This window comes from Muribaculum sp. NM65_B17 (assembly GCF_004793735.1).
Taxonomy (GTDB): Bacteria; Bacteroidota; Bacteroidia; order Bacteroidales; family Muribaculaceae; genus Muribaculum; species Muribaculum gordoncarteri.
In genome coordinates this window covers 12,084-37,506 of the sequence record NZ_SRYY01000004.1, presented here as the reverse complement: position 1 = coordinate 37,506, position 25,423 = coordinate 12,084, and the positions used below count along the sequence as shown (strand labels likewise).

Annotated in this window: 23 protein-coding genes, 2 tRNA genes and 1 pseudogene; 7 read left to right on the top strand and 19 right to left on the bottom strand. The window is 49.7% G+C overall.

Going from position 1 to position 25,423, the window contains the following annotated elements; all coding sequences use genetic code 11:
* Positions 1-21: 21 nt before the first annotated feature.
* Positions 22-3,222 (bottom strand): carbamoyl-phosphate synthase (glutamine-hydrolyzing) large subunit, encoded by a 3,201-nt coding sequence (gene carB / locus E5354_RS06840; protein ID WP_135946875.1) that lies wholly within the window; start codon positions 3,220-3,222, stop codon positions 22-24.
* A 220-nt stretch (positions 3,223-3,442) separates the two neighbouring features.
* On the opposite strand from carB, the gene E5354_RS06835 reads away from it, so the two are divergent.
* A tRNA-Ala gene (locus tag E5354_RS06835) sits at positions 3,443-3,516 on the top strand.
* Positions 3,517-3,650: 134 nt separating this feature from the next.
* Here the strand turns inward: E5354_RS06835 and E5354_RS14425 are convergent.
* The 8 genes from E5354_RS14425 to argS form a co-directional block, all read right to left on the bottom strand.
* On the bottom strand, positions 3,651-3,929 hold the full coding sequence (locus tag E5354_RS14425; RefSeq protein ID WP_317130410.1) for a hypothetical protein: 279 nt from the start codon (positions 3,927-3,929) through the stop codon (positions 3,651-3,653).
* Between the two features lie 3 nt (positions 3,930-3,932).
* Positions 3,933-4,661, bottom strand: a complete 729-nt coding sequence (locus E5354_RS06830) for a nucleotidyl transferase AbiEii/AbiGii toxin family protein (RefSeq protein ID WP_317130409.1) — start codon at positions 4,659-4,661, stop codon at positions 3,933-3,935.
* The gene (locus E5354_RS06825) at positions 4,654-5,322 is read right to left on the bottom strand and encodes a DUF6088 family protein (RefSeq protein ID WP_238337188.1); all 669 of its coding nucleotides are present in this window, start codon (positions 5,320-5,322) and stop codon (positions 4,654-4,656) included. The genes E5354_RS06830 and E5354_RS06825 overlap by 8 nt, the downstream gene beginning before the upstream one ends.
* Before the next feature lie 294 nt (positions 5,323-5,616).
* Positions 5,617-6,717, bottom strand: coding sequence for a hypothetical protein (locus tag E5354_RS06820; protein WP_135946874.1), 1,101 nt, complete (start codon positions 6,715-6,717; stop codon positions 5,617-5,619).
* Positions 6,718-6,885: 168 nt separating this feature from the next.
* Positions 6,886-7,140 (bottom strand): hypothetical protein, encoded by a 255-nt coding sequence (locus tag E5354_RS06815; protein ID WP_135946873.1) that lies wholly within the window; start codon positions 7,138-7,140, stop codon positions 6,886-6,888.
* 135 nt (positions 7,141-7,275) lie between these two features.
* Positions 7,276-7,349 (bottom strand) — tRNA-Asp (locus E5354_RS06810).
* Positions 7,350-7,594: 245 nt separating this feature from the next.
* Positions 7,595-8,299 (bottom strand): Bax inhibitor-1 family protein, encoded by a 705-nt coding sequence (locus E5354_RS06805; RefSeq protein ID WP_135946872.1) that lies wholly within the window; start codon positions 8,297-8,299, stop codon positions 7,595-7,597.
* 79 nt (positions 8,300-8,378) lie between these two features.
* Positions 8,379-10,163: an arginine--tRNA ligase gene (gene argS, locus E5354_RS06800; RefSeq protein ID WP_135946871.1), complete on the bottom strand. Its 1,785-nt coding sequence runs from the start codon at positions 10,161-10,163 to the stop codon at positions 8,379-8,381.
* A gap of 160 nt (positions 10,164-10,323) precedes the next feature.
* Between argS and E5354_RS06795 the strand changes: the two genes are divergently transcribed.
* Positions 10,324-10,749 (top strand): DUF4405 domain-containing protein, encoded by a 426-nt coding sequence (locus E5354_RS06795; RefSeq protein ID WP_135946870.1) that lies wholly within the window; start codon positions 10,324-10,326, stop codon positions 10,747-10,749.
* A gap of 33 nt (positions 10,750-10,782) precedes the next feature.
* Here the strand turns inward: E5354_RS06795 and E5354_RS06790 are convergent, their stop codons facing one another.
* On the bottom strand, positions 10,783-11,652 hold the full coding sequence (locus E5354_RS06790) for an RsiV family protein (RefSeq protein ID WP_135946869.1): 870 nt from the start codon (positions 11,650-11,652) through the stop codon (positions 10,783-10,785).
* Positions 11,653-11,851: 199 nt separating this feature from the next.
* Between E5354_RS06790 and E5354_RS06785 the strand changes: the two genes are divergently transcribed.
* The 3 genes from E5354_RS06785 (at position 11,852) to E5354_RS06775 (ending at position 14,553) form a co-directional block, all read left to right on the top strand.
* Positions 11,852-12,583 carry a NigD-like protein gene (locus E5354_RS06785; protein WP_123394729.1) on the top strand — a complete coding sequence of 244 codons (732 nt, stop codon included), beginning with the start codon at positions 11,852-11,854 and terminating at the stop codon, positions 12,581-12,583.
* Positions 12,584-12,715: 132 nt separating this feature from the next.
* The gene (locus E5354_RS06780) at positions 12,716-13,267 is read left to right on the top strand and encodes an RNA polymerase sigma factor (RefSeq protein ID WP_135946868.1); all 552 of its coding nucleotides are present in this window, start codon (positions 12,716-12,718) and stop codon (positions 13,265-13,267) included.
* 17 nt (positions 13,268-13,284) lie between these two features.
* Positions 13,285-14,553 carry an outer membrane beta-barrel protein gene (locus tag E5354_RS06775; protein WP_135946867.1) on the top strand — a complete coding sequence of 423 codons (1,269 nt, stop codon included), beginning with the start codon at positions 13,285-13,287 and terminating at the stop codon, positions 14,551-14,553.
* A gap of 242 nt (positions 14,554-14,795) precedes the next feature.
* Here the strand turns inward: E5354_RS06775 and recA are convergent.
* The 4 genes and pseudogenes from recA to pyrH form a co-directional block, all read right to left on the bottom strand.
* Positions 14,796-15,830: pseudogene (gene recA / locus E5354_RS06770) on the bottom strand (recombinase RecA); the annotation flags it as partial.
* 24 nt (positions 15,831-15,854) lie between these two features.
* On the bottom strand, positions 15,855-16,322 hold the full coding sequence (gene bcp, locus E5354_RS06765; protein ID WP_135946866.1) for a thioredoxin-dependent thiol peroxidase: 468 nt from the start codon (positions 16,320-16,322) through the stop codon (positions 15,855-15,857).
* 177 nt (positions 16,323-16,499) lie between these two features.
* Positions 16,500-17,060 carry a ribosome recycling factor gene (frr, locus tag E5354_RS06760; RefSeq protein WP_123394724.1) on the bottom strand — a complete coding sequence of 187 codons (561 nt, stop codon included), beginning with the start codon at positions 17,058-17,060 and terminating at the stop codon, positions 16,500-16,502.
* Positions 17,061-17,095: 35 nt separating this feature from the next.
* Positions 17,096-17,806: a UMP kinase gene (gene pyrH / locus E5354_RS06755; RefSeq protein WP_123394723.1), complete on the bottom strand. Its 711-nt coding sequence runs from the start codon at positions 17,804-17,806 to the stop codon at positions 17,096-17,098.
* 74 nt (positions 17,807-17,880) lie between these two features.
* Here pyrH and E5354_RS06750 point away from each other — a divergent pair, with 74 nt between their 5' ends.
* On the top strand, positions 17,881-18,633 hold the full coding sequence (locus tag E5354_RS06750; protein ID WP_135946865.1) for a tetratricopeptide repeat protein: 753 nt from the start codon (positions 17,881-17,883) through the stop codon (positions 18,631-18,633).
* On the opposite strand, the gene E5354_RS06745 is transcribed toward E5354_RS06750, so the two are convergent.
* Both E5354_RS06745 and E5354_RS06740 read right to left on the bottom strand, forming a co-directional pair.
* A complete protein-coding gene (locus tag E5354_RS06745) occupies positions 18,634-20,016 on the bottom strand; it encodes an alkaline phosphatase (RefSeq protein WP_135946864.1) in 1,383 nt (460 codons plus the stop codon).
* Positions 20,017-20,046: 30 nt separating this feature from the next.
* A complete protein-coding gene (locus tag E5354_RS06740) occupies positions 20,047-21,543 on the bottom strand; it encodes a GH3 auxin-responsive promoter family protein (RefSeq protein ID WP_246863758.1) in 1,497 nt (498 codons plus the stop codon).
* Positions 21,544-21,666: 123 nt separating this feature from the next.
* Between E5354_RS06740 and E5354_RS06735 the strand changes: the two genes are divergently transcribed.
* The gene (locus E5354_RS06735) at positions 21,667-22,014 is read left to right on the top strand and encodes a hypothetical protein (protein ID WP_123394718.1); all 348 of its coding nucleotides are present in this window, start codon (positions 21,667-21,669) and stop codon (positions 22,012-22,014) included.
* On the opposite strand, the gene E5354_RS06730 is transcribed toward E5354_RS06735, so the two are convergent.
* The 3 genes from E5354_RS06730 to E5354_RS06720 all read right to left on the bottom strand — a co-directional run bounded on the left by E5354_RS06730 (position 22,007) and on the right by E5354_RS06720 (position 25,359).
* The gene (locus tag E5354_RS06730; protein ID WP_135946862.1) at positions 22,007-23,149 is read right to left on the bottom strand and encodes an N-acetyltransferase; all 1,143 of its coding nucleotides are present in this window, start codon (positions 23,147-23,149) and stop codon (positions 22,007-22,009) included. The genes E5354_RS06735 and E5354_RS06730 overlap by 8 nt on opposite strands.
* Positions 23,150-23,179: 30 nt before the next feature.
* Positions 23,180-24,013: a protein kinase domain-containing protein gene (locus tag E5354_RS06725; protein ID WP_123394716.1), complete on the bottom strand. Its 834-nt coding sequence runs from the start codon at positions 24,011-24,013 to the stop codon at positions 23,180-23,182.
* 263 nt (positions 24,014-24,276) lie between these two features.
* Complete coding sequence (locus E5354_RS06720; RefSeq protein ID WP_135946861.1) at positions 24,277-25,359, bottom strand: mannose-1-phosphate guanylyltransferase; 1,083 nt, start codon at positions 25,357-25,359, stop codon at positions 24,277-24,279.
* Between the last annotated feature and the right edge of the window lie 64 nt (positions 25,360-25,423).

Genomic DNA, 25,423 nt, shown 5'->3' with positions numbered 1-25,423 from the left:
TCTAACTTGGAGAGAGTGTCATCAATACTCCTGCCATGATGTGATGCCGAGCTTGTCGACCGGCTTGTTGATGAAGGCCTTTACGTAGGCGCTTGCAAGTCGGGCGTTGGTGAGCAGCGGGATGTTGTGGTCGATGGCCCAGCGGCGTATGCGGTAGCCGTTGGTGAGCTCACGCTTGGTGTGGTTCTTGGGAATGTTGATGATAAGGTCGACACCGTGTCCGGCTATGAGGTCGAGCACGTTTTCGCCCTCCTCGTCGGGCCAGCACACAGCCTGTGCCTCGATGCCGTTGTTGTTGAGGAAGCGTGCGGTGCCTTCGGTGGCATATATCTTGTAGCCGTTTTCGTCGAGCAGGCGGCATGCGTCGAGCATGTCAACCTTGCCGCGTACATCGCCCGAGCTTACGAGGACGGCACCGTTGGGTACGTGGTGGCCAACTGAAATCATGGCGTTGAGCAACGCTTCGTCAAAGTCCTTGCCGAGGCAGCCTACTTCGCCGGTCGACGACATGTCGACGCCCAGAACCGGGTCGGCCTTGTGAAGACGGGCAAATGAGAATTGCGAAGCCTTGATGCCGATGTAGTCAATGTCGAATGTCGATGAATTTATGGGCTCAATCTTCTCGCCGAGCATGATGCGTGTTGCGGTTTCGATGAAATTCTGCTTGAGCACCTTGCTGACGAAGGGGAACGAACGCGAAGCGCGGAGATTGCACTCGATTACCTTTACATCGTTGTCCTTGGCCAGGTACTGGATGTTGAACGGACCCGAAATGTTGAGCTCGCGGGCTATCTGTGCGCTGATGCGCTTGATGCGTCGTGCGGTGGCGAGGTATATCTTCTGAGCGGGGAACACGAGTGTGGCGTCGCCCGAGTGAACTCCGGCAAACTCGATGTGCTCCGAGATGGCGTATTCAACGATCTCGCCGTTACGTGCAACGGCGTCAAACTCGATCTCCTTGGCGTTCTGGAGGAATTCGGAAACGACTACAGGGTACTCTTTAGAAACCTTGGCGGCCTGTCCGAGGAAGCGGTGCATCTGCTCGTAGTCGTAGCACACGTTCATGGCTGCGCCTGACAGCACGTAGCTTGGACGGATGAGAACCGGGAATCCTACCTCCTCGACAAAGCTGTCGATGTCCTCGGTGGTGGTGAGCTCCTTCCAACGCGGCTGGTCGATGCCGAGCTGATCGAGCATGGCCGAGAACTTATGGCGGTTTTCGGCGCGGTCAATCGATATGGGCGATGTGCCGAGCACGGGCACGTGACGGCGATAGAGCTTCATCGCAAGGTTGTTGGGTATCTGTCCGCCCACGCTCACGATGACTCCGCGGGGTGCCTCGAGGTCGATGATGTCCATGACGCGCTCAAAGCTGAGCTCATCGAAGTAGAGGCGGTCGCACATGTCGTAGTCGGTCGACACGGTTTCGGGGTTGTAGTTGATCATTATCGACTTGTAGCCGAGCTTGCGGCAGGTGCTGGCTGCATTTACCGAGCACCAGTCAAACTCTACCGAGCTACCGATGCGGTAGGCACCCGAGCCGAGCACCACGATGTTGTTGCCGGCGTTAAGGTCGTAACGTATTGAGTTCTCATCGGCACCATAGGTGACATATAGGTAGTTGGTGAGGTCGGGGTATTCTGATGCGACGGTGTTGATGCGACGCACCTTGGGAAGCACTTCAAGCGACTTGCGGTGAGCGCGCACACGCAGCACTTCGCTCTCCATGGTGCCTTCGGGGTTCTCCACAAGGCGGGCTATCTGGAAGTCGGAGAATCCAAGACGCTTGGCTTCGTGGAGCACTTCGCGCGGCAGATCCTCGATTTTGTCATACTCTTTCAGCTTGGCTGCATAGGTGACGATGTTGTTTAACCGCTCGATAAACCACTTGTCGATCTTGGTCAGCTCTTCGATGCGGTCGATTGTATAGCCCTCTTCGAGAGCCTGTGCTATGGCGAATACACGAAGGTCGGTGGGGTGTGTCAGCGCATTGTCAAGGTCGTCGAAGTGGATGTCGTTGTTGCCTACAAATCCGTGCATGCCCTGGCCGATCATGCGAAGACCCTTCTGCATGATCTCCTCAAATGACTTGCCTATCGACATGATTTCGCCTACCGACTTCATCGACGAACCGATTTCGCGGTCGACGCCTACAAATTTTGTCAAGTCCCAGCGGGGTATCTTCACGATCATGTAGTCGACCTTGGGAGCCACGTAGGCTGAGTTGGGGGTGCCCATCTCGCCAATCTGGTCGAGAGTATATCCGAGAGCAAGCTTTGCGGCTACGAATGCAAGGGGATAGCCCGATGCTTTCGATGCAAGCGCCGACGAGCGGCTCAGGCGGGCGTTTATCTCGATGATGCGGTAATCGTTGGTTTCGGCGTTGAATGCATACTGGATGTTGCACTCGCCCACGATGCCTATGTGACGCACAACGCGGGTGGCGATGTCCTCAAGCATCTTGATCTGGTCGGGAGTGAGCGACACAATGGGAGCGACAACGATTGATTCGCCGGTGTGGATGCCCAGCGGGTCGAAGTTTTCCATCGGCACCACGGTGAAGCAGTGGTCGTTGGCGTCGCGTATCACCTCAAATTCAATCTCCTTCCATCCCTTGAGCGACTCCTCGACGAGAATCTGCTTGGAGTAGGCGAGGGCACTTTCGCAGTGAGTGCGGAACTCCTCGTCGTTGTAGCAGATGCCTGAACCGAGGCCTCCGAGAGCGTATCCCGAGCGCACCATAACCGGGAAGCCTATGCGGTGGGCTACCTCGATGGCGTCGCCGATGGTTTCTACAGCCTGTGATACGGGAGTCTTGACTTCGATTTCATTGAGCTTCTTTACAAAGAGGTCGCGGTCCTCGGTTATCATGATTGCCTCTACCGAGGTACCGAGCACTTTCACTCCGTAGCGGTCGAGCGTGCCGTTGAGGTAGAGCTCCGTGCCGCAGTTGAGCGCGGTCTGTCCGCCGAATGCAAGGAGAATGCCGTCGGGACGCTCCTTCTTTATAACCTCCTCGACAAAATATGGAGTAATGGGAAGGAAATAAACCCGGTCGGCTACGCCTTCCGAAGTCTGGATAGTAGCGATGTTGGGGTTGATGAGAACTGTTGAGATACCTTCTTCGCGCAATGCCTTCAGGGCCTGCGAACCCGAGTAGTCAAATTCGCCCGCTTGCCCTATCTTAAGGGCTCCGGAACCGAGTAGCAAAACCTTTTTCATATATTATTTTCCGAGATTACTTGGTCTTGGCTGCAAATTTACGACTTTTAACTTCGTCACCCAAATTTTTGCCCTCTCAAAATTTGTCGCGCGACGGCCTGATTCATTATTCTTGGGATGACCGCGCCGCTTTTTCAGTTTCTCGTCATAATGACTGTTATTTTTTTCGCGCCAACACTTGCGTAACTGATATTTTTGCATTACCTTTGCCGAGCAATAAGGGGTATTAGCTCATCTGGCTAGAGCGCGACACTGGCAGTGTCGAGGTGAGCGGTTCGAGTCCGCTATACTCCACCCACGAGCGGGTTCAGATTCCAATCTGAACCCGCTTTTTTATTGCCCTACTTTCATGTTTTCGGCAGCGTGGACATTTAAGGTGATGGATTGTATGTAATATGCTGATGTCCTGTAGATGAAAACACATACAGTTAGAGTGTTTTGAATTTGCTTTCTATTTTTGTTGCACCTGCAAGGATGTCGGAGAATGTTGGAACTTTATCTTCATAAATCATGTTCGCGACCATTGTGTCGTAGTCGTTTCTCCAGTCCTCTATGACGCTTTCAGGGGGAGTGAGGGCAATCCGTTTGCGAACATCCGGTGTATAGTCAACATCTCGAATTGAAGTGAACACTTCCCGATGGTGGCGTATGGTTTCCCATAGTTCATTATTTGGGATGGCCATGTCTGCAATACCGGCTTCAAGCATCTTTTACAGGTCATAAAGGTGCCTTGACTTGCGGTTGGCATTACGACAACCCTCGGTCGTGAACAGCTCATGCAATAGAAACGCCTTTTCAAGAAATGTTTTCTCAGCGACGGCTGTGACGACCTGAATTTCCTTGTCGTTTGATGTCAGATGCGGGTAGGCTGCGGTTACAAATGATTCAATCTTGGCTTTAGCGGTCGGTTCAAATAATGAGCGCGCTCCCACTTCCAACAACACCTCATCGCGTAGATATGGATTTGTGCCGGAAGGCAATACCGATTTATAGATTATATGAATCTGACGGGGTTCCGGGTATGTGGCATCGCCTTCTCCATCCGGGTCTGCTTTTATGGTAACGAAATCGCTCAATCCCGTCTGTTCTGTTGTCGCTATGAGGTCGTTGGCAAATGTATCTCTCACAAATATAGAGGAGGCTTTACGAAGTTTCTTTAACTGTTTCTTTGTGACATCTCCCTCTATTCCGAACATACTGCGGTCAATCGCAATATCTATATCCTCAGAAAACCGTCGGATAACACCCCATATCTTACTAAGTGATGTGCCACCCTTGAATACCATCTTGTCAGCGTATGGCAGCGAGAAAAGAATGTTGAGTATCTCTGTCACCCAAAAGTCTTTCTCGATAGAGGCGACGGGGAGTTTGATTCTTATCGCCGTCTGTTCAAATACAGTGCGGCGTTGAGCCTCGGTAAGTGTCAGAAACTTATTCATAGGATGCAAGTATTATTTTACGAATCCATGCCGGGATTAGAGCAAAATCCTTTTTTATAGTTTCAATTGGTACGCTCTTAATCAACTCCTGCACATGCGCCAACTGTTCAGCTGTAAGATTGTTCTCTCCGATTTCACGGAGTGCGAATGTAAGGAGCATGGCAAAATCGTTTTGAAATGCCAGATTCTTTTTCGCCGTATGCTTGAATTGAATACCCCTTTCTCCGTCAAGCTTTACCTTACGAGATGAGCCGTCGGTAAGGTAAACGACATTCATAGGCAGCTGTGTTGACAACCCAAGTTTATTTAGCGCATATATCCCGGTCGGTACAATCTTCGCCTTGTCGCGCCGGGCAATAGCAGCGGCAATCTCTTCAAAGGTAGGATAAAGCACACCCAATCCCAAAGCCTTGTCAATTTTGGGATAACAATATATACCACGTGCCACCCTTATAAGTTTTTGGGAAACAGCCAGCCGTTCAAAGGCTTTTTGAACGGCCTTTGAATCGCCATATCCTGCGTAATCGAGAGGTGATACTATTGTGCCTCTTCCGCGCTTTGATATGCTTGTAATTATTCTGTCCTCAATAGATTGCATTTGATATTTGCAATGGTTTTGTCGCAAATTTATAATATTTTTGCGACAAAACCAAATTGCCATACTACAATAAAATTGGATTTATGCGATGTTACAGCAAAAACTACACCAAGCAAGTGGAGTTTTAACCCGGAAATATGAAGCTCTTAGAACGCTTCTTCCTTTGCCGGACAGAGCGGTCGATATTCGCACATCCGGTTTCGGCAGCAATAAGCTTTGCCAAAAAGCTTTGAGAGTGTGTAACGCTTTGCAGCAATGGGCGATATAGCACTTTTCAGCATACTTTTTTGCAATTAGGCCATTTAAGGTGATGGATTGTGTGTAATATGTTGATTTTGTGCCGGATTATTTGTCCGTTCATTCTTGCTCGGAATCATCAATTACGATAAAGCAGATGTCGCCAAAATGTTGTTTGCCCACCTCTTCGCCTTTGAGAATTGCAGGCATTGCAATCATTCCTTTTGACTCAAGTATATCAAGCAAGTCCCACATCACTTCGTGATAGAACATAATTTGACCAACTCGTTCCGACGAAATATTATGTGCTGTATGCCATGCGGAGCAGTATTTCTTAATGGCATCGCTTAATTTGTTTGTAATGCTCCTACATAAATTATCTATATTATCATTGTTGTTTTTATGCAATACAGGGATTAGAATATTGCCTTTTTCGTCAGTCAGCCCCCATCCGGCTATAGCATCTATCACTTCTTGATTCTCAATGCGGCCGCCTTTGGTCTTGATTACTTCTCGCGCAAATGAAATAAGCTTGTTGGAATTTAGCCAATATCCAAGATTGTCTGTCCAATTCTGTAGTACCGGACCATAGCCATTTGTGCCAATTTTATCGTGTAAACGGCTTTCAAACATCGCCCAATATGCGCCCGACCAAGTGCCATGATCTTCGCAATTCACGGGAGAGCCCAATCGCTCGTCATCCCAGATGTATGAGTCAAGAAGATACGAGAATATAAGACTATAAGTGTGTTTGGAATATCCGGCTTTGGCAAAATCAGAAATAAGCTGCTTTATCTCCGGCTCTATCTCCGGGAATATACTGTCGGCAAACTCTTTAGATTGTTTACGTATATCGGTAGTTTCGGATTTCCCAAAGATATTCATTGAGGTCGTATAAACTCCTTTGTTTGAAGAAAGCAAATCTCCGACTTCAAGCAGCCTTAACTGACTTTTGCTATACGGTATGCCGAGCGAATCTAATTTGGCGACAGTTCCTGGCTGAACAAACGCGCAAAGAATATCCCAATTATTATCAGTAAGATACTGTGAAGGGTGAAAACTTGAGTAAGAGCAGAATGCTGTTGTGTCAAATAATTTATAAGGACGGCCGATAATGGCATTGGGCTCTTGCGTAATTGTGCTGTCGGGCGTTTCGGTCTGCGCTATCGCTGCTATCGCAACGGCGGCACAAAACATCGATGTAATGATTCGGTTTGGCATAAATTTTGAACTTTATTAGGCAGCAAATTTACATAAAATTCTCAAATAAAGTTGAGAAGTCGATGAAATGTTCAGCTATTTGTGGATATGGCTTAAATATGTAAGCGTGACATTGGGATATGCTGATATAATCAAATTTATAAAGCACTTATTATCCATACTGTTGGCTTATTCATTGCTAATCATTTCCCAGTGGCCGCCTTTCTTAGAGCCGACATAATGTACTATGTCAGAGAGTGCGGCGAGTTCGCGTTCGATTGTTTTGGTGGCGACACCAGACTTTTCCGCTTCGCGCGTTTGGAGGTCGAATGTTACTTTGACGGAATTGATAGTTGTTTCGATGTGTATAGGTCGACCCGTTACTTCTTGCCAACGTTTGAGTTTACGGAGTCCGTAGCCGAGATTCTCTGACAGATGTGCCAAACGGAACAACTCTTTTGCAATTAGGCCAATTGGCCCTTAGTTATGGGCCTTGGCAGCTTCAGGCAGGGGCATAAAAAAGAATGAGTAAACGTAAACCCGAAGGTTTGACGCATACTCATTCTCCTCTCTCCTCAGCGGTGCGTACGGGACTCGAACCCGTGACCCCATGCGTGACAGGCATGTATTCTAACCAACTGAACTAACGCACCAATATTTTTTAGAGATTATGCTTGCGGCCTCTGCCGTTTTGCGAGTGCAAAGTTAATCACGTAATTTGATATATGCAAGAGTTTCGCCTGAAAAATCGCAAAAATTTTTCATTTCATCCATTTTGCGGGTAAGGGATGGTGCGGTATTATGGAAATATGACAATCGAGCCCGATAATGCAACAGCACCGTTGAGCCGCATGTGGGCTCAACGGTGCTGTGATGTGGTGGATGCAATCCCGAGCTCTTAGTCGCGTGATGAGGCTCCGAAGAATCTCAACAGGAACAAGAAGAGGTTGATGAAGTCGAGATAGAGTGTGAGCGCTCCTATGGTTGCGAGTCGACCGTCGGTGGCTCCGATTCCGCTCTCGGCCCACTGCTTGATTTTCTGGGTGTCCCAGGCTGTGAGGCCTACGAATATGATCACACCGGCTATCGACACTATCCATTCAAGTGTTGAGTTGGCCCAGAAGATGTTGACAATCATAGCTATGAACAAGCCTATGATGGCCATTGTAAGGAATGAGCCTATCTTGGTCAAGTCACGCTCGGTGAAGTAGCCGTAGATGCTCATGGCGCCGAATACACCTGCCGTGATGGCGAATGTCTTGAAGATCGACACCGGGGTATAGGCCATGAAGATGAAGGCAAACGTTACACCGTTGAGCAGTGAATAGAGGTAGAATATCAGTGACGCAGTGCTTGAACTCATTTTGTTGATGGCGCCCGAGAGGCTGAACACGAGCACCAGCTCAAGGATGGCGATTCCCCAGTAGACCCATGAGTGGGTTACCAGGAACATGCCTATGCCGGGAATAATGGTGCATGCCCAAGCAGCTAACGCTGTTACAATCATGGCCAGGAACATTTTAACGTAGACACGCTTCATTACGCTTGACACGTGACTGTCGAGGGCCTGATTGTTGTAGGAATTGAGGTTGTAATTGTTCATGATTGATAATAATTGTTGTATAGAGAGATAACGTTTAACTGCGATTAAGTAGCATCGCAGAGGTGTTAAATAAGTTAAATTACATTCTTTCGGGGACTTCGATGCCGAGCAGCGACATTCCGCTGCGAACGACTCCGGCCACGCATTGGCTCAAGGCGAGTCGCAGTGCGCGCACTGCAGCATCGGGCTCGTTAAGAATAGTGTAGTCGTGATAGAACTGGTTGTACTCCTTCACGAGGTCGTAGACATAGTTGGCTATGAGAGCGGGCGAGTATATGCGTCCGGCCTCGGCTACCGTTGCGGGGAAGTCGGCGAGGTGCTGTATGAGCGATATCTCCTTCTCGTTGGGCTCTACCATGTCGTAGCCTGTGGCGGTGTATCCGGCTTCGGCGGCCTTGCGGAGCACCGAGCGGATGCGTGCGTAGGTGTACTGGATGAAGGGACCTGTGTTGCCGTTGAAGTCGATCGACTCCTTGGGGTTGAAGGTCATGTTTTTGCGCGGGTCAACCTTGAGGAGGAAGTATTTGAGCGCGCCCATTCCCACGATGCGGGCTATCTCGTCGGCCTCCTCGGGGGTGAAGTCGCCCTTTCCGCGTTCGGCCGATACTTCGCGTGCGCCCTGTATCATTTCGTCCATCAGGTCGTCGGCGTCGACCACTGTTCCCTCGCGGCTCTTCATCTTGCCTTCGGGGAGCTCGACCATTCCGTAGGAGAAGTGCACGAGATCCTTTCCCCACTTGAAGCCGAGTCGGTCGAGAAGCAGCGAGAGCACCTGGAAGTGATAGTTCTGCTCATTGCCTACGACATATATCATCTTGTCGATGGGGTAGTCCTGATAGCGGAGCTTTGCCGTGCCTATGTCCTGGGTCATGTAGACCGAAGTGCCGTCGCTGCGCAGAAGCAGCTTGTGGTCGAGTCCGGCATCGGTAAGGTCGGCCCACACCGAGCCGTCGTCCTTGCGATACATGATGCCTTTTTCAAGACCTTCGAGCACTTTGTCCTTTCCTTCGAGGTAGGTGTTGCTCTCGTAGTATATCTTGTCGAAGTCGACTCCGAGTCGCTTGTAGGTTTCGTCAAATCCGGCATACACCCAGTTGTTCATCATTTCCCACAATGAACGTATTTCGGGGTCCTTCTGCTCCCAGCGGCGCAGCATCTCACGCGCTTCAAGCATCAGGGGCGATGCCTTTTCGGCCTCTTCCTGGGTCATGCCCTTATCCATAAGCTCTTTCAGCTCGGCCTTGTAGTGCTTGTCAAAGAGCACATAGAAGTCGCCGATGAGGTGGTCGCCCTTCTTTCCGGTCGATTCGGGGGTTGCGCCCTCGCCCCACTTGCGCCATGCGAGCATGGACTTGCATATATGGATTCCGCGGTCGTTGACGATGTTGGTCTTTACGACACGGTTGCCGCAGGCCTTGAGTATCTGTGCAAGGCTGTAGCCGAGGAGATTGTTGCGAATGTGGCCGAGATGGAGAGGCTTGTTGGTGTTGGGCGATGAATACTCGACCATTACCAGCGGACTGTCGGCATCGGCTTTCTTGAATCCGTAGTCGGGGGTTTCCTCGATGTGTCGCAGCATCGAAGTGAAGTAGGTAGGCTCGATTACTATGTTCAGGAATCCCTTGATGACATTGAATCGATTGACGGCGGGTTCGTTTGCAACGAGCCAGTCGCCTATTTCGGTTCCTACTGCTTCAGGCGACTTGCGTGCGGCCTTTACCCAGGGGAAAACAACGATTGTGAGATTGCCTTCAAACTCTTTCTTGGTCGTTTGCGGTACTATCGACGACGGGTAGGCATCGACTCCGTACAGAGCCTTCACGGCATGCGCTACGGCTTGTGCTATGATGTTATCTATTGACATGTCGTAATAAATGATGTGATTTCGATTTGCAAAGATAGTGCATTTATTTATATTTCAGAAATTTCGGGCCGTCCGATAGATACAAAGTGGCCGACCGACGTTCTGCATAAATCACTTCAGGGCAATCGGGCGTTATAACAATAACCGTAAACGTTCAGTCATGAATAAGAACTTAAAGACTATCATTGACAGCGCGTTGGTGCTATGTTTTGTTGTGGTGCTGACGACGGGTGTAATGCTGCACCTTAAAAAGCATGGCATAATAATAGAGCCGCGTCCCTTGTTGAAGATGCTGCATTACTGTACAGGCTTTGTGATGGTGGCGCTTGCCGCTGTCCATGTGGGAAACTACATCAAGTCATTCAAGGCTTTGAGCGTGAAGTATCCCTACACCGTGATCAATTCACAGGTGTTGATGGTGATGCTTGCAATCGTCTTTTTGACGGGGCTTGTCAAGCTGTTGTCGCCCGTGAAGATACCCAATCTCGGACTGTGGCACTATTGGCTCGGCATCATTATGTCGGTAGCCGCCGTGATTCATTTGTGGCGAATGTTGCCGTGGCTGATGCGCAAATACCGCCGTTAACATTTATTGTCGAACCGGCTCTAATGTCGCTGGCTATCGGGTCGATGCGTCGTCGGGCATAACTGTGGCCTTGGCGGTAGGGGTGAGGCTGGAAGCGATTGAGTCAAGCGGCAGCACACATGACGGCATTCCCGCAGCGTAGGGCGATATTTCATACTGCTGGTAGGTCACCACCAGCCCTTCGGCATCAAATAGCGGCGGTGTCACGGGAAGCTTGATCGAGTCGGGGCTTACGAGCAGTCCGTCATCCATTGTCCATCCGCTTTCAGGCGTGAAAAACTGCTTGGCGAGTTCCCGCTTTATCATGGCGATAACGGCCGGCTCATCGTCACGCTTTATCGTGTTGTCCCATGTCAACATTGTTCCGTCGGCCTTGGAGAATGTCGCGGGCTGGAACATAGAGCCTCCATGCGCTCCGCCGAGATAGCAGTAGCTGTTGAAGCAGTAGGTAATATATGATGGTGCAGTATACACGGTGTCGATTGAATAGTCGAAAGTGTAGTTGATGCTGAATCCCTTCATGCTGTTGAAATCGCGGCGTGACGAGTTAAGTAACGAGTCGCAAGCAAGCTTTGCCATTTCCGGCACATTGTTCTGCATCTCCTTAGTTATAGTGAATGAAGGTGTCGAATTGTCTTTGTAAGAATATGCCAGCCTGTCGGCTATCCAGGCTCTCACCGAGTCATCGACTGTGTTATCGCCTGTGGGGTACATAACGCTTATCTTGCACAAAGCCTTGCAGCTCCCATTGGCCGTTATGGAATCGTAGATTTCAACAGAGTCCAGGACCATGCCGTTGGAAGAAATTTCTTCATCCGGCCGGTCGTTTTTCTTTACTCCACAACTTATCATGCTGCTGATTAATATCGCAGCCGCTAATACAAATGTACCTTTTTTCTTCATGCCAAATAAAATGTTTTTGAACTAATGTAAAGTTACGAATTTGGACATAATGGTAATGGAATATAATTGTCAAAAATAATTAAACCTGCTTTGGGGGATTCGGTTGCAATTATTCGGTTGAAAAAAAATAGCTGTTTGATGCAAGAATTCCGGGACATTGTGATTTAATGAATAGAACAACCAATCAAATACAATAGACATGAATAAATTTAAACATTTCATCACTCCGCTTCTTTTTGTGGGATTGGCCGTAACATTCCAGTCATGTTTGGACGATGACGACGATAAGGCTATGTATCATCCCACCGCCTTGGTTACAGTAGAACCGGCTGACGACGAATCATTCATCATGCATCTCGATGACAACACTATTCTTCAGCCCGTAAATATGGCTAAGTCGCCTTATGGCAAGAAAGAAGTGAGAGCGCTTGTGAATTTCTCGGAAACCGTGGCTCCTGAAAATGGCGGCAGCTTCCGCAAGGTCTACGTAAACTGGCTTGACAGTATACGCACGAAGCGCCCTGTGCCGACGACCGACATCAATGATTCCAAATTCGGTAACGACCCCGTGGAGATTATGCGTGACTGGGTTACAGTTGCCGAGGACGGATACTTAACCCTGCGTGTGCGCACACGTTGGAACAATCCGTCGGCAGTACACGAGCTCAACCTGCTCACAGGAGTTAATCCCGAAAATCCCCATGAATTTGAACTGCGTCACAATGCTCACGGCGACACTAACGGAGAGTGGGGCGACGGACTCATCGCATTCAATCTCAACGGCCTTCCCGAGCTTAACGGCACTATAAGCATAAAACTGCGTTGGAAGTCGTTCTCGGGCGAAAAGACATCGGAGTTCAGCCTGAGGATGCGCGACGGCAAGCAGCCGCAATTGCTTGTCGAACAGCTCAGCGACATTAACATCAAGTAAAAGCCTGTACAAGAAAATTCGGGAATTCTCCGTTAACAATAAAGTGAAAACCCGATAATTGGAGCGTGGGCAGGCGGGATTCCCATCTCATCGGAATCCCGCCTATTCTCCTTTAAGCCGATATTCAAGATAATGACAGTGAATGCTAACGACAACGAACGATTGTTGGTAAGTGGTGTCCGCCGAGGTGATACTGCTGCCATGAAAGCTGTCTATAAACTTCACATTCGTTATCTTACGGCTGTGTGCTCACGCTATATCATCAATCCCGAGGATGTAAAGGATATTCTGCAGGAAAGTTTCATGAAAGTATTCTCGGCCATCGATACATTCGAGTATCGGGGCGAAGGTTCTTTAAAAGGATGGCTCACGAAAATCGTGATAAACGAAACGCTGCGATTCATACGTCGCAACAGCCGATTAGATTTTCAGGAAATAACCGAAGCCGAGGCATCAATTCCCTACGAGGATCCGCGCCTCGACGACATGGATGCCGAAGTGATATACCGGCTCATCAGGGAACTTCCCGACGGGTACCGCACGATATTCAATCTATTCGTAATCGAAGGGAAGAGCCATAAGGAAATATCGGAGATGCTTAATATAAAAGCTAACACTTCGGCGTCACAGCTTTTCAGAGCAAAGGCCATGCTTGCCATGAAAATAAAGCAATATCAGAAATAATTACAATTTGCACCACTATGAAAGAGGAATGGCTGAAACACATACATGACAAAATGTCAAGCTTTGAGGTCGACGAGCCTGACGGCCTTTGGGACGACCTGCGACGCAATGTCGCCGCTCCGATGCCTGAAGCATCACGCCACGTGATGCCTATATGGATAAAAAGAGCCATCCGCATTGCTGCCATGCTCGCTATTGCCGTTACGACCGTTGTGCTGATTACGCGCAATGACGACGACCTCTCTACCGACCAAATCACACAAGCCGCCGGCACCTCTTCCGGCAATGCTGAAAACAAACTTTTATCATCAACATATATAGAACCTGATTTGTGTTTATCGCCGACTGTACAACCGGCAGTACATAAATCATCATATATTCCGGTTGAAATGTCAACCGAAATAATACCGGAATATGGAAATGATTGTGATTCGGTCAAGCCTGAAAGCTCCGGTGAAGTTGCCGGTAACGATAAGGGCGAGTCAACGACTAACGAATCCAAGCCGGAAGGTCGGCCGGTTCCGAAGGTAAACGATGAGAAATCCGACCGGATATACAACAACAGGCGTATGAGCGCGACAAAACGCTGTGATGCAAATTCTGGACGCTTGTCGCTTGGAGTGTTTACATCGGGTAGTCCTAACTTATCGAATAACCGCCTTGAATATGCCGGAAAAGTCACCGGTGTACTTGGTGCCGACAAGGCGTCATGGGAGGATAATCCCATGCTCGGTATACTTCTGTTCAATCAGGGACAAGATGTGGCCAATGAAGTGAAACATCGTTTGCCGGTAAGGACGGGACTTTCATTTGCCTATCGCATCAACGATCGCCTGTCAATCGAGAGCGGCCTGTTGTACACGCTTCTAACCTCCGACCTGAAGTACGGAAGCGAAAGCCACTACATCGCGGGGCAGCAGAAGCTGCACTATATAGGAGTGCCTGTAAATGCACGTTACCGGGTGCTGTCCTGGCGTTCATTTGACCTCTATGCCTCGGCCGGAGTGCTTGCTGAAAAGTGTGTTTCAGGAAAAATAGAAAGGGATTTTATTCTTGACAATCACGCTACACAATCCGAGAAAGAGGATGTAAAGGTTAAGCCTCTGCAATGGTCTGTAAATGCCTCGGCAGGATTGCAGTTCAACATCACACGCGCGTTAGGCATCTATGCCGAGCCGGGCGTAAGCTGTTATATCGACAACGGTTCGCCTGTTGAAACAATCTACAGCGAACGGCCTCTTAACTTCAATCTAAACGTAGGATTGCGATTCACATTGGGTGACTGACCGGTACATATACAGAAAGGTCGAAGCATCATCAATAGATGCTTCGACCTTATGATGTAGTAGTAAAGTAGTGTCGTTTAATCGTCCTGTGCGTCCTCTTCTATAGAGAAGTCGTCGGGAAACTCTTCATCGTTGAAGTCGAGTTCAAGTTCATCGGCCTCCTTTGCTTTGGGGGCGGCCTCTTCTTTCTTGGTCTTTATGGTTATTTTGGCTTTCCCCGACTTGTTTCCTTTCTCGGCGGCTTCCTTCATCGCTTCCATAATCTTTGCTTCAAGTTCGTCGGCAAGTTCGGGATTGTCGGCAATCACACGCTTTGCGGCATCGCGACCCTGGGCTATCTTTGTGTCGCCGTAGCTGAACCATGAACCGCTCTTGTTGATGATGCCATACTCCACGCCGAGGTCGATTATCTCGCCCGACTTTGAGATGCCTTCGCCAAACATGATGTCAAACTCGGCACGCTTGAATGGGGGAGCCACCTTGTTCTTTACAATCTTGACGCGTGTGTGGCGTCCGAGTACATCCTCACCGTCCTTGATGGTGGTAGTGGGGCGTATGTCGACGCGTACCGATGCGTAGAACTTCAGCGCGTTACCGCCGGTAGTCGTTTCGGAGGGACCGAACATCTGGCCTATCTTGTCGCGGAGCTGGTTGATGAATATACAGGTGGTGTTGGTGCGCGATATGGTTCCGGTGAGCTTACGCATGGCCTGTGACATCAATCGGGCCTGGAGTCCCATGTTGCGGTCGCCCATGTCGCCTTCGATTTCGCTTTTGGGAGTGAGTGCTGCAACCGAGTCGATGACTATTATGTCGATCGCCGAGGAACGAATGAGCTGCTCGGTGATTTCGAGAGCCTGCTCTCCGTTGTCGGGCTGTGAAATGAGCAGATTATCGACATCGACACCGAGCTTCTCGGCATAGAAGCGGTCAAATGCATGTTCGGCATCGATGATTGCGGCTATTCCGCCACGTTTCTGAGCCTCGGCGATTGCGTGTATTGCGAGCGTGGTTTTACCTGACGATTCGGGGCCGTAGATCTCGGTGATTCGTCCGCGGGGGAATCCTCCCACACCGAGGGCGAAGTTCAATCCTATCGAGCCGGTGGGAATCACTTCGACATCCTCCACATTGTCGTCGCCGAGCTTCATGATGGCTCCGCGACCGAAGTTTTTGGCTATCTTCTCCATTGCCTGCGACAGGGCGTTGAGCTTGGCGGCTGCGGCTTCCTGTGCGGGGTCGTTTTTCTTTATTGTTGCTTTCTTGGGCTTTTCCATGTAGTGCTGAGTGTTTTTAAGGGTTTATGACTGTTGGCTTTCGGCGAGCAGCTTCATTATCTGCGCGGCGGCGTTTTTGGTGTCGACTTTGTTGATTATATGGGTCACGCGGTGGTCGGCATCGGTGATGAATGTCGTGCGCACGGTACCCATGTATTCGCGTCCGGCCATTTTCTTTTTCTGCCACACTCCGAATGCCTGGTTCAGCTCGGTCGACGGGTCGCTGATGAGGGTAAAGGGGAGTGAATATTTTTCGGCAAACTTTGCATGGCTTGCCGACGAATCCTTGCTGACTCCGATCACCTCGTAACCGAGATTGCGCAATGAGTCGTAGCCGTCGCGTAGCGAACAAGCCTCGGCCGTGCAGCCGGGGGTGTTGTCCTTAGGATAGAAATAGATTATCAGGGGCTTTCCGGCAAAGTCGGTTGACTTTACTTCCTGCCCTTGGGCATTGACTCCGAGGAGAGTGGGGATGGTGTCGCCTGTTTTCATTGTTGTCAAGTGTTTTTGTTGATTTACGATACAAAGATAGTGACTGCCTTGTGCCGAGATGCCGCCCATGACAGTTAAAAGTTGCTAATAAGCAGCATCGTTGGGCAGTACACAAAAAAAGATAGAGGGCAATAACTCCCGTGGAAGTCAGTGCCCTCGTTCAGGATTGAAAAATCGTTATACGGTGAGAATTTCTTTTTCCTTGGCGGCGAAAAGCTCATCGATTTTCTTGAGATACTTGTCGTGGAGCTTCTGAACCAAACCTTCGGCATCCTTCTCGACATCCTCGGGCATTCCGAGCTTCACTGCCTTTTTAAGACCGTCGATTGCATCGCGGCGAGCGTTACGTACCGATACCTTGGCGTTTTCAGCCTCGCTTTTCGACTGCTTCACGAGTGCTTTACGACGCTCCTCGGTAAGCGGCGGGATTGAGATGCGTATTACCTCGCCGTTGTTTTCGGGTGTGATTCCGAGTTCGGAATTGATGATGGCTTTCTCAATCTCCTTGAACATCGATTTTTCCCATGGAGTGATGGTGATTGTGCGGGCATCGGGCACGCTTACGTTGGCCACATTGGAAATAGGAGCTGCGCTTCCGTAGTATTCCACGCGGATTCCGTCAAGAATTTTGGGATTGGCTTTTCCTGCGCGAATGTGGGCAAGTGCTTCGTCAAGATATGCCACGGCCATTTCCATTTTTTCCTCGGCGGGGTCGAGGTAGGTCTTTACGTCGGTCATAGTTTTAATGATTTATGTAGTTATTGATTTTATTTTTAATACACGAGTGTGCCTATGGGCTCGCCGGCAAGCACCTTGGCAAGATTGCCCGGGCAGTCCATGTTGAACACGATTATGGGAAGGTGATTCTCCTTGCAAAGTGCGGTAGCGGTGAGGTCCATCACCTTTAGTCCGCGGGTGTAGACTTCATCGTAGGTTATTTCCGAGAACTTTTCGGCAGTGGGATCCTTCTCGGGGTCGGCGGTGTATATGCCGTCGACGCGGGTTCCTTTGAGCATAACCTCGGCCTCGACTTCGATTCCGCGCAGTGCCGAACCGGTGTCGGTAGTGAAGAAGGGGTTGCCGGTGCCACCCGATATGATGGCTACGGCTCCGTTGTTCATCGCCTCTATCGCACGCCACTTGCTGTAGTGCTCACCGATGGGAAACATGTTTATGGCAGTGAACACCTGTGCGGGTTGTCCTATTGCCACGAGGGCGCTGCTCAGCGCAAGGGAGTTGATTACGGTTGCGAGCATTCCCATCTGGTCGCCCTTTACGCGGTCAAAACCCTTTGACGCGCCCGAAAGTCCGCGGAAAATGTTGCCTCCTCCTATCACGATAGCTATCTGCACACCTTGTGATGCAATTTCCTTTATCTGCTCGGCATATTGGTTAAGGCGCACCGTGTCGATGCCGTGACCTTGAGTTCCGGCAAGTGACTCACCGCTAAGTTTCAGCAAAATGCGCTTATATTTTGTTCTCATAATTCGATAGTTTATGAATTTTAATTGTTTACTTTACAAAGATAATCAAGAGAATTGAAAAACAAAATTATAAGATGTTGAAATTTTCATTTAACGACACGATGAAGTTGTGTATGGCCGTTGTGCTGCTGGTGGGTTGTGCATCGGCCAATGCTGCCGTTACGCGCGATTATGATGCAATAGCCACAAAAGCGGCGCGATTTTTTCATTATCGCGAATGGACCAATGCTGCGGCAATGTACGAGCTTATGATAGAGGATAGTGCGAAAGTATGTGACACCTACGCCCATGCCATAGTGACGGCGGGGATGCGTAATTTGCCCGACTATGAGATGTCGCTTCTGGAGCGCGCCCAATCGCAGTTGATTCCGCTTGACTCGGTGTTTCAGGGTGTCAGGAGAGTGAGTTTCTCTATCGGTCAGTCGTCGTTATATGAGAATTTCCTTTTGCTTGTGAAGGAGCGTCAGCCTTGGCTCACCCGAAGCATCGAGAAGCAACTCCTGGGCTATTACGTGTTTCGATGTAACGCTCCCGAGATAATACGTTATAGCCGGATAATGCTGTCGGGGGCTCCCGACAATGTAGCCTTCATGAACAATCTGGCCTACGGATACATGCTTTCAGGCGATGAGGAGCAGGGCATAGCCACCTATAAGGAAATATTGAAGCTGCATCCCGATAATTATGACGCGCTGCTTGTGCTCGGCAACTATTACCGGCAGAAGGGCGACATGGCACAGTCGCGTGAATATCTGGAAAGAGCCCTGACAATAAAGGCTACGCCTTATGTGTCAGAGCTCCTTGGTATCGGTGTCGACAAGCACTGATCAGCGTGTCAAATCGTAGATCAACAATGGGATTTCGATGTTGTTGAGTGCCTTCTTGAAGTTGTTGGCTCCTGCTCCTATGGCAAATACGGGAACGGGATTGGCAGTGTGGTTGCCGCTTATGAAGCTTGTGCCTACATGTGAGTTGAACAGGTCAAACACCTTTACGGCAAACTGGTTGAAGTTGTTGTAAAGGGTTCTTTGGTCCTGACTTTCGCGAGCCACGATTGCCTTGTCAAAGAGCACCTGCAGGTCCTTGGTTTCATTTTCGGTGATGGGTACCGTGGTCCAGAATCCGAGTTTGTCGGAAAGGAATTTTTTCATTTCGTCCCATGACATTGACTCGTTGTTGCGAATGAGTGAGCGACAGTAGTCCGAGAATTTGTCCTTGCTTATGCGCTGTGAGTCGATGAGGTTCAGGTTTACTCTGTTGGTGCGGCTTCCGATTGCCATGCCGCCGGTGTCGTGGTCGGCAGTCACGATTATCAGTGTTTCGTCGGGGTGTTGCTTATAGAAGTCATAGGCCACCTTTATGGCATCCTGAAAGCTTAGTATATCCTTTATTGCAGCTCCGGCGTCGTTGGCGTGGGAAGCATGGTCTATTTCACCGTCCTCGACCATCATGAAGAATTGGTCGGGCGACTGCTTCATGAGGTGGTTGAGAGCGGCCTGAGTCATTTGAGCCACTGTCATTGCCCCCTGAAGTGAATCGACCGTATAGCCTATGGAGTTGTCGTTGCCTCGCTTGTCGGGGTCGGCGAGGAGCATAACGCGGTCGGAACCCAAGAGCGTAACGCTGTCGGGGTTGTGGGTTATTGCATATCCGGCTTTCTTAAGAGCGGAGTAAACCTCCTTGGCCTGTTCGGGTTTGCGCACCCCACGCAGGCTTGCTCCACCGAGGAAGTCGTAGCCCGATGCTGCAGCGTCAAGATTGATTTCATAGAACATGTTTCGGTCGACCTGATGGGCATAAAATGCCGCGGGGGTCGCATCGTCGGCGGCACATGACGATAGTACGGCCACGCCCCATCCGTCGTCCTTGAGTTTGCGTGCTATTGAGATGAGGGGGGTTATGGTGTCGGGAGCAAGACCTATGGTGTAGTTGCGTGTCTTGCTTCCGGTTGACAGTGCTGTACCGGCTGCGGCCGAGTCGGTGATGGGTGCCGATGCGGAGTAGGTTTGAGCCTGTGAAGCTACGGGAAACTGCATCATGAGCAGCGGAGTGTCGTTGCCGAGCACCATGCGGTTGTAGTACTGGGTGGTGTTTACATGGCCCATGCCCATACCGTCGCCGATGAAGTAGAACACATAACGTACTTTTGCGCTTACCGAGAGCGATGCAATCAATGTGATTACGCTTAGGATTATGTAACGTATTTTCATGAGTTGATAATTGATATTATTTATTGGTAATTATTTGTTGCCGTTGTTGCCGTTGTTGAATTTCAGCATGGGTTCGATGAAGTGACGGTCGTTGCTCAGTCGCGGCACCTTGCGCTGTCCGCCGAGCTTTCCGGTCGAGGCAAGCCATGAGTCAAAGAGTCCTTTTCGGGCTTCGATTACAGTGAGCGGGTCGAGGAAGAGTCCGTCGGTGCGTTTGGCCTGATAGTCGGAGTTCTCGGCCTGCAGGTTTTTGTCGAGGAGTGCGGCAAACTGATTCATGTCGGCCGGTCGGCGGTTGAACTCGATGAGCCACTCGTGACGGCCTCGGGTGTGGTCGCCGGCATAGACGGGAGCGGCCGTGTAGTTGGCTATCGAGCAGTCGAGATCATGGCATGTGCGGGCAATGGCTGCGTCGGCGTTATGCACCATAAGCTCCTCGCCGAATGCGTTGATGAAGTGCTTGACGCGTCCCGCGATGGTTATTTTGAGCGGCTCGACACTCTCTACGGTCACCGTGTCGCCGATTGCATAGCGCCACAATCCGTTGCACGATGTGATTGCCAGTGCGTAGGTGTGACCCGGCTCGACTTTCCATGCCGGAAGTGCCTCGGGGAACGGAATGCCGGTCTGGTCGATGGGGATGAACTCGTAGAATGTGGCGAGGTCGAGAAGCAGCATCATGGCGTGGTCGTCTATGTCGTTCTGGAGGGCGAAGAACCCTTCGGAGGCATTGTAGGTTTCGAGATAACGCATGCGCGACGGATCGGTTATTCGGGCATACTGTTCGCGATAGGGTTCAAAAGATATTCCTCCGTGGAAAAATACTTCGAGATTGGGCCACACATCGTGAATGGTGTCGGCTCCGGCTTGCTCGATGATGTTCTTTATGACGGTCATGAACCAAGAAGGCACACCCGATATGTTGGTGATGTTTTCGTGCATCGAGGCCTTGACAAGCGCCGGAAGCTTTTCGTTCCACTCCTTCATGAGTGCGACACGCTTGGATGGCACTCTCACGAGATTGACCAACGGGTTTATGCGGTCGATGAGGTTGGCCGATAGGTCGCCTACCACAACTCCGCGGGGAAGCGTCAGCTCGTTGGCGTAACTTCCTCCGAGAATGAAGCTTTTTCCGTCGAATATGCGGCTGTCGGGGTAAAGGCTGAGGTAGTGTGCCACGACATCAAATCCACCGCGATAGTGGGTAAGCTTGAAGGAGTCGGCCGTTATGGGGATGTATTTGCTCTTGCCGTCGGAGGTGCCCGACGACTGTGCGAAATGTGTCGTAGCTCCGGGCCACAGGATGTCACGCTCTCCTTGTATCATGCGCTCTACGCTGTGACGCATGTCGGGGTATTCGATTACGGGCACTTTGGCGGCAAAATCCTCGTAGGCCGACATGGCGTCAAATCCGTAACGGCGGCCTGTTTCGGTGCGTGACGCGCGACTCAGAAGCCATGACAGCTGTTTGCGCTGTACAGCTTCGGTGTGCGTGGCGTTGTAGCGGGCTGCCTTTACGCGTTGCATGAAAATCGGCTTGATCAATGAGGTGACACTCATACTAAATTTTCAGACTATTTCAACAAAGGTACGGTAAATTTGTTTAAATTCTATAAATTTGCACTAATTTAAACTTTTTACACAACAATAATGACCAAGACCAAGACATTCCTTCTTAGCCTCGTTATGGCATTCTTAGCTGCAGGACTCTCTTCATGCGATGATGTGGAATACGACCCCGCCGATGCCCCGTTCCTGGGTTCATGGATTCAAGATAGCGGAGCCACCGGATTCACTTTCTTCTCCAACGGTTCGGGCTACTACACCAACTATTATGACGGCGATGTCGTCGAATTCACATGGGACTATGATGACTGGTATCTGAATATCTACTTCATTGAGGACGAATGGAACTATCAATGGGACTTTACTCCTGATATGGAGCTTGAGCTATACGATACATATACATCCCAAACGATTTACTTCTATCCTATTTAGCCGCAGGGATATCCTTGCGGAATGCCGCGCGACGGCGATGCTGTCGGCGCTCGAAGTATTGCCATTGCAGCTGTACGTTCTCGTTGTCGGCCAACTCCGGGTTGCTTTCGGCCCAGCGGTATCCGTTTTTGATGTAGACGGGAAGCAAGTCGGCGAAAAGTAGTGCGTTAACTCCTTTGCTCTGATATTCGGGCTTGATGGCCACGAGCAGCAGGTCGACAACATCGTTGTGCATGTACATGGCTTTAAGCAGATGAATCCATCCTGTAGGCAATAGCCTTCCACGCCCTTTCTGCAAAGCGCGTGACATCGAGGGAATAGAGATGCCTACCCCTATGAGCTTGTCGTTGCTGTCGACGATGAGGCACACATTCTCAAGGCGAAGTATGGGGAGATATATGTCGATGTAGTATTCAATTTGCCTCTGTGACAGCGGTGAGTAACCGTAGAGCTGGTCGTAGGCTTCATTTATAAGCTCAAACAGCGCCATCCCGTACTCCTCCTTGATTTTCTTGGCCGATGTGTACTTGATGGTGCGCACGCCATATTTCTTTTTCACGATTTCGGCTACACGCAGCATCTTCTCCGGTATTTTATCGGGAACAGTCATGCGGTACTCCACCCACTCGGCATCCTTGTGAAAGCCCATGCGCTCCATGTGTTGGGGATAGTAGGGATAGTTGTAGATGGTGGCCATGGTGCCGAGCTCTTCAAATCCCTCGGTCAACATTCCTTCATGATCCATGTCGCTGAATCCCATCGGTCCCACCATGGATGTGAGTCCCTGGCTGCGACCCCATTCGGCAAGCGCGTCAAACAATGCATCGACCACCTCTTTGTCATCGATGAAATCGAGAAATCCGAATCGCAAATCACGCTTTCCGGTGCGTTCGTTGACAACGGTGTTGATTATGCCGGTTATTCGTCCCACTGGCTTTCCGTCACGATAGGCCATCCATGACTTTGCTTTGCAATAGTCGAATGCCGGATTCTTGTCGGGCGACAAAGTTTCGACATCGTCCATTATCAACGGCGGCACATAGTAGTCGTTGCCCTTGTAGAGGTCGATTCCGAATTTTGTATATTTTTTCAGATTGCTTTTAGTCGGGGTTATTTCGCGTATTTCTACAGCCATATATATGTTTTATAGTCGTTTTCAGTAATGTTATTTATCCTGTGAAGCTTGGTCGGTCATAACCTGCTCAATGTTTTGTTGAGGGGTGGTGTAGGCCTCTGACTTGGGACGGCGTATGTTAAGCCATGCAAGAATCACGATCATTGTCGCCATAAATGCAATGAGCAGGATGTATAGCTGATTGCTAGAACGATGTTCAAGTGCGAGATGCAGATCTTGAACGTCGTTATAGCGCTTCTTTGGATCGGGGTCGGTGCAACGTTGTGCTATCTTGCGCAGGGCAGGATATTTTGTGTCGATGTTGTCGAGCGACTCGTTAAGCACAAGACCGTAATTGTATATGTCCTCCGACGCATCGGCGGGTTCGAGATGACGGAGCTGGTCAAATCCAACATCAATAAGTTTCAGATTGCCGATGTTTTCGGTGAAAATGATTGTTTCGGGGCGTATCGGATGGTGTACGATATGGTTGGTCTGTATGTACTCCATCGCATCGACGAGCTCATGCCGCAGCTTGTCTATTATCGCCGGGGTAACCTTGCCTTCATTGATGAGCTTGCGCAGTGAATCGCCGTAGACATCATCGGTGATTATGCATCGTCCGAGTCCGGGTACATCCTCGAAATCGTTAATCATTACGATACTCGGATGGGAAAGATTGTAGCGCACATCAAACTCCTTTTCAATCATGGCCTGAAATTCCGGCTTGTCGGCAAATTCCGGTTTTAGCGTCTTAAGCATTACCCATTTGCCGTGCTTTTTAGCAGTGTACACGAGATAATACTCCTCTTCCCATTCGGGAAGCAGAGTTATTTCAGTCCATTTTTCGGTATTCGGTGCCGGGGGGTCTATGTTCTTGCTCATTCAAAAGTTAAACTTTAATTGGCAAAAATACAAAAGCTTTTTATACTACAGAGGATAATGAATGAAAAAAATAGCCCGGTTAACTTTTTATAGTAGTCAACCGGGCTATGTTGTGACGGTGCAATCACACTTTAGCGTTACATTTTGCGGATTTTTATTCCCGACAGATAGGGATTTAAATTGTTGAGGCCCGGAATCCTGTATATACAATTTAAAGGACTCCGAGCCTCTTTATTGGTTGGGATGGATAGTGAGCGGGATGATTAGAGATACTTGTCCTTATAGGATAGCTTCACATCGTTGACATATTGCTTTATGTGCTGCTCCTCCGACTTGGGGCACACGAGCAGCACATCGCCTGCATCGGCCACAATATAGTCATGCAATCCGTTCACGACAACGAGTTTGTCGCCCGGCACGGCGAATATGTTGCCTGAAGAGTTGTAGGCGAGAACTTGGCAGTTCTGAACCACATTTGAGTCGCGGTTCTTGGGCGAATTATCATATAGGGCGCTCCATGTGCCAAGATCCGACCAGCCGAAGTTGACACATTCCACGTAAACGTTGGAGGCGCGTTCCATTACGGCGTAGTCGATGGATATGTTGACACATCCTGGAAATTCACGTTGAATGAAGGCATTCTCTTCGGGAGTACCGAATGTAGCCAGTCCGTTGTCAAAGGTCGATGTGAGGTCGGGAGCGTAATTGTGCAGTGCCTCCAGTATTGACTTTACACTCCACAGGAATATTCCCGAGTTCCAGAAAAATTCGCCGCTCTCGACAAACACCTTTGCCAAATCGATGTCGGGTTTCTCGGTAAATGTTTTTACCTTCAGTACATCATCCTCGACAGGGCGTCCGATTTGAATGTATCCGTAGCCGGTTTCAGGACGCGTAGGCTTTATGCCGAGGGTGAGGAGAGCGTCATGTTTCTCCACAAAGTTGAATCCGAGCCTGATTGACTTTTCAAATTCAGCGTCGCGGGTAATGAGATGGTCGCTCGGTGTAACGATCATTGATGCCTGAGGGTCGCGGGCTGCGATGTGGTAGGCGGCCCAGGCAATGCAGGGTGCTGTGTTTCGACGGGCCGGTTCAAGAAGAATCTGGTCGTCGTTAAGTTCGGGAAGTTGTTCTTTCACCAGCGGTGCGTAGTGGCTGTTGGTGACGATTATGATGTTTTCCTTAGGTACTAACGGCGATATTCGGTCGTAACTCATTTGGAGAAGAGAGCGACCGGTGCCGAAAAAGTCGATAAATTGTTTAGGACGGTCAGTACGGCTATATGGCCAAAAGCGGCTGCCGATACCGCCACACATTATCACGCAATATCTGTGATTGTCGGTCATGATATAAAAATTTGGTATTCGATTTTGCTAAGTTAGTAAATTTATCACTAACGGCAATTTTAAG

Coding starts and splice junctions, on each gene's coding strand:
- carB (WP_135946875.1), bottom strand. CDS start 3,222: ATGAAAAAGGTTTTGCTACTCGGTTCCGGAGCCCTTAAGATAGGGCAA.
- E5354_RS14425 (WP_317130410.1), bottom strand. CDS start 3,929: ATGCTTGAAGCCGGTATTGCAGACATGGCCATCCCAAATAATGAACTA.
- E5354_RS06830 (WP_317130409.1), bottom strand. CDS start 4,661: ATGAATAAGTTTCTGACACTTACCGAGGCTCAACGCCGCACTGTATTT.
- E5354_RS06825 (WP_238337188.1), bottom strand. CDS start 5,322: ATGGCAATTTGGTTTTGTCGCAAAAATATTATAAATTTGCGACAAAAC.
- E5354_RS06820 (WP_135946874.1), bottom strand. CDS start 6,717: ATGCCAAACCGAATCATTACATCGATGTTTTGTGCCGCCGTTGCGATA.
- E5354_RS06805 (WP_135946872.1), bottom strand. CDS start 8,299: ATGAACAATTACAACCTCAATTCCTACAACAATCAGGCCCTCGACAGT.
- argS (WP_135946871.1), bottom strand. CDS start 10,163: ATGTCAATAGATAACATCATAGCACAAGCCGTAGCGCATGCCGTGAAG.
- E5354_RS06795 (WP_135946870.1), top strand. CDS start 10,324: ATGAATAAGAACTTAAAGACTATCATTGACAGCGCGTTGGTGCTATGT.
- E5354_RS06790 (WP_135946869.1), bottom strand. CDS start 11,652: ATGAAGAAAAAAGGTACATTTGTATTAGCGGCTGCGATATTAATCAGC.
- E5354_RS06785 (WP_123394729.1), top strand. CDS start 11,852: ATGAATAAATTTAAACATTTCATCACTCCGCTTCTTTTTGTGGGATTG.
- E5354_RS06780 (WP_135946868.1), top strand. CDS start 12,716: ATGACAGTGAATGCTAACGACAACGAACGATTGTTGGTAAGTGGTGTC.
- E5354_RS06775 (WP_135946867.1), top strand. CDS start 13,285: ATGAAAGAGGAATGGCTGAAACACATACATGACAAAATGTCAAGCTTT.
- bcp (WP_135946866.1), bottom strand. CDS start 16,322: ATGAAAACAGGCGACACCATCCCCACTCTCCTCGGAGTCAATGCCCAA.
- frr (WP_123394724.1), bottom strand. CDS start 17,060: ATGACCGACGTAAAGACCTACCTCGACCCCGCCGAGGAAAAAATGGAA.
- pyrH (WP_123394723.1), bottom strand. CDS start 17,806: ATGAGAACAAAATATAAGCGCATTTTGCTGAAACTTAGCGGTGAGTCA.
- E5354_RS06750 (WP_135946865.1), top strand. CDS start 17,881: ATGTTGAAATTTTCATTTAACGACACGATGAAGTTGTGTATGGCCGTT.
- E5354_RS06745 (WP_135946864.1), bottom strand. CDS start 20,016: ATGAAAATACGTTACATAATCCTAAGCGTAATCACATTGATTGCATCG.
- E5354_RS06740 (WP_246863758.1), bottom strand. CDS start 21,543: ATGCAACGCGTAAAGGCAGCCCGCTACAACGCCACGCACACCGAAGCT.
- E5354_RS06735 (WP_123394718.1), top strand. CDS start 21,667: ATGACCAAGACCAAGACATTCCTTCTTAGCCTCGTTATGGCATTCTTA.
- E5354_RS06730 (WP_135946862.1), bottom strand. CDS start 23,149: ATGGCTGTAGAAATACGCGAAATAACCCCGACTAAAAGCAATCTGAAA.
- E5354_RS06725 (WP_123394716.1), bottom strand. CDS start 24,013: ATGAGCAAGAACATAGACCCCCCGGCACCGAATACCGAAAAATGGACT.
- E5354_RS06720 (WP_135946861.1), bottom strand. CDS start 25,359: ATGACCGACAATCACAGATATTGCGTGATAATGTGTGGCGGTATCGGC.